Below are 3072 nucleotides of genomic sequence, written 5' to 3'. Positions count from 1 at the left end.
TACAGGCTGCATACTCGGATGAGGCGAATGGTGAGATATTGAATGCAGGGCTTGGCGAGGATATCACGGTAAATGACCTTGCCGCATTGATCTGCAAGGACGAGGGGCAGATCAGGCATGTTGAGCACATCCATCTGCAGAGTGAAATTCCAAAACTTGTGTGTGATTACTCGAAAGCTAAACGGGTGCTGGGATGGGAACCAAAAACTCCGCTCATAAAAGGCATCGAGTTAATGAAGGGATGGATCAGATCCCAATGAACATGTCACCTAATCACATTATATGAAAGAGCTGATGCAATGAGCCAGGATAATGTTTTTTTAAGATATGAAGGAGATAATTGGTTTAAACGAAATGCTACCAGCCTTGTAGGTACGCATGAATGCGATTTTGTAATTAATCTAATTCAACTTTACAACATTACTCCGAAAAAAGTATTGGAAATTGGAGCCAGCAATGGTTGGAGGCTCAATGAAATTAATAGGATACATAGTTGTAATTGCGTTGCAGTAGAACCGTCTGAATTAGCAATTAAGGCTGGGAAAGAAAAGTACCCCCATATAGAATTTCACAGGGCTGTGGCAAATGAATTGCCATTTGATAATGATCAAAAATTTGATCTGGTTATTATTAACTTTGTGTTTCACTGGATTGGCCGCGAGCAATTGTTCAAATCTGTTTCTGAAATCGACCGCGTACTATCAGATGGCGGTCTTTTGATAATCGGGGATTTTATGCCGGATTCACCAAATAAAGTAAATTATCATCACCTTAATGATAAACAAATGTGGACGTATAAGCAAGATTATACCAAATTGTTTACATGTTCGAACATTTATAAATTGATTGGGCACATGACCGGGCACCATGAAACAAAAAAATTAGACCCATCTGTTGATAATAAAAGCCGCATGGCAGTAAGCTTACTTAAAAAAGATTATAATAATTATCCTGAACAAAAGTTAGATTGATTGAAATATTTACTAAGATGGTTGTGCACAAACATGGATTTCATACCCTACGGCACACAGTGGATTGATGACGACGACATCAACGAGGTCGTCACGGTCCTTAAAAGCGACTGGATTACAACAGGGCCAAAGATCAAAGAATTCGAGGATGCACTGTGTTCTTATCTTGGATGCAGCTACTGCGTGGCTGTCAACAGCGGGACAAGTGCACTGGATATCGCGGTCCGGTCACTTAATTTACCAGAAGGTAGTGAGGTCATAACCACTCCCTTTACATTTGTTGCGACATCCAACGCCATCCTCTATAATGGTCTGAAACCCGTGTTTGCAGATATCTGTAGTGATACGTTCAATATTGACCCGGAAGATATCAGGCGAAAGATCACAAAGAATACGAAAGCAATTATCTATGTGGATTATGCGGGGCAGCCGTGTGATATCAAAGCAATCCGGGACATTGCAGATGAATTCGACCTGTACCTGATTGAGGATGCATGTCATGCAATAGGGGCTGAATACAATGGCAAAAAGGTGGGGAATTTTGCAGACCTTACGATATTCAGTTTCCATCCTGTGAAGAATATCACAACCGGGGAAGGTGGAGCCGTTACGACGGAGGAAGAAGGATTATATAAACGCATGTCGCTTCTTAGAAGTCATGGTATAGACAAGGATGCGCAGGACAGGTACGGTCCGGATTCATCGTGGGCATATGATATGAAGTATCTTGGCAGGAATTACAGGATCACTGATTTTCAGGCGGCTCTGGGAATATCGCAGTTGAAGAAACTGGATATGTTCATTGATAAGCGCAATGAACTGGCATTAAGGTATAATAGGCTTCTTGGAGATATTGATGCTGTTACACTGCCTGTTACAAAGGATAATGTCAGGCATGCCTGGCATCTGTATACAATATTGGTGGATGAATCGATTAACAGGGATGAGTTCTTCAAGTACATGCGCAGTGCCAATATTGGCGTGAACCTGCATTATATTCCTGTGTACAGGCACAGTTATTATGTGAAGAATTTTGGTTTTGATCCCTTAGTGTTCCCTGTGACTGAAGACGTATTTAAGCAGATAATCACATTGCCACTGTTTCCAAAGATGGAATTGGAACAACTGGAATATGTGGTTGAAACGATTAAAGGATATATAAATGGATAAAAATAAGATCGCACTGGGAACTGTACAGTTCGGATTGGATTATGGCATCAGCAATAAAAAAGGACAGATCCCTGAAAAAGAGGCATTTGAGATCCTTTATGAATCCATACGATCTGGAATTGACGTTCTTGATACAGCTTATGCATATGGGGATAGTGAACTGGTAATCGGGAATTTCATTAAAAAACATGGAAATGTATTTAAGATCATATCTAAATTGCCAGAATGTGATTCTAATGATGTAATAAACGTATTTGAATCTTCATTGGAAAGGCTTGGTATTGACGGGCTATACGGATACATGTGTCACAGCTTCCAGCATTGCATGGATAATCCTGAAATATGGAGTATATTAGAGGAACTGAAATCTGAGGGCAAAATCGAAAAGATAGGACTCTCATTATATTATCCCTCTGAACTTGATTACATTATCGAGAAGAAGATTAATGTTGATATCATTCAGGTGCCATACAACATTTTTGACAGGCGGTTTGAGGAGTATTTCCCGGTGCTCAAAAAGATGGGGGTGGAAATATTTGTCAGGTCTGTGTTCCTTCAGGGGTTGGTTTTTAAAAAACCATCCGAATTGGATGATTATTTTGCAAAAATAAAATGCAAAATCTCAGATCTTCATTCACTGGCTGCACAACTTAATATTCCAGTTGCTGCGCTGTGCCTTAACTTTGCAATTCTTAATAACTTCGTGGATAAGGTCGTTGTTGGAGTTGATAGTCTGCAAAACATTAAAGAAATTATGTTATCATCTGTTTATCAGGCCGATGTTAAAAATGTAGTCCTGAAGCTTTATTCATTAAGAGAAGACGATGAGAATATGATTTTACCTATAAACTGGAAGGTAAGCAGATAATGAGTATTATAGCCATTGTACAGGCCAGAATGGGATCAACACGATTACCTGGAAAGGTTTTGC

Annotated in this window: 4 protein-coding genes; all 4 read left to right on the top strand. The window is 39.7% G+C overall.

What is annotated here, in order from left to right; all coding sequences use genetic code 11:
* A partial coding sequence (locus tag IBX40_12355; GenBank protein MBE0525101.1) for an NAD-dependent dehydratase occupies positions 1 to 260 on the top strand: 260 nt, incomplete at its 5' end.
* A gap of 39 nt (positions 261 to 299) precedes the next feature.
* The gene (locus IBX40_12350; protein ID MBE0525100.1) at positions 300 to 971 is read left to right on the top strand and encodes a class I SAM-dependent methyltransferase; all 672 of its coding nucleotides are present in this window, start codon (positions 300 to 302) and stop codon (positions 969 to 971) included.
* Between the two features lie 33 nt (positions 972 to 1004).
* Positions 1005 to 2141: a UDP-4-amino-4,6-dideoxy-N-acetyl-beta-L-altrosamine transaminase gene (gene pseC / locus IBX40_12345; protein MBE0525099.1), complete on the top strand. Its 1137-nt coding sequence runs from the start codon at positions 1005 to 1007 to the stop codon at positions 2139 to 2141.
* The gene (locus IBX40_12340; GenBank protein MBE0525098.1) at positions 2134 to 3009 is read left to right on the top strand and encodes an aldo/keto reductase; all 876 of its coding nucleotides are present in this window, start codon (positions 2134 to 2136) and stop codon (positions 3007 to 3009) included. Before pseC ends, IBX40_12340 begins: the two co-directional genes overlap by 8 nt.
* The last annotated feature ends 63 nt before the right edge of the window (positions 3010 to 3072 follow it).

Source organism: Methanosarcinales archaeon (assembly GCA_014859725.1).
GTDB lineage: Archaea > Halobacteriota > Methanosarcinia > Methanosarcinales > Methanocomedenaceae > Kmv04.
The sequence above is the reverse complement of the archived record's forward strand: the minus strand, read 5'-3'. Positions and strand labels throughout refer to the sequence as shown.

Excerpts from the sequence above, each read along its gene's own strand:
- IBX40_12350 (MBE0525100.1), top strand. The coding sequence starts at position 300 with ATGAGCCAGGATAATGTTTTTTTAAGATATGAAGGAGATAATTGGTTT.
- pseC (MBE0525099.1), top strand. The coding sequence starts at position 1,005 with ATGGATTTCATACCCTACGGCACACAGTGGATTGATGACGACGACATC.
- IBX40_12340 (MBE0525098.1), top strand. The coding sequence starts at position 2,134 with ATGGATAAAAATAAGATCGCACTGGGAACTGTACAGTTCGGATTGGAT.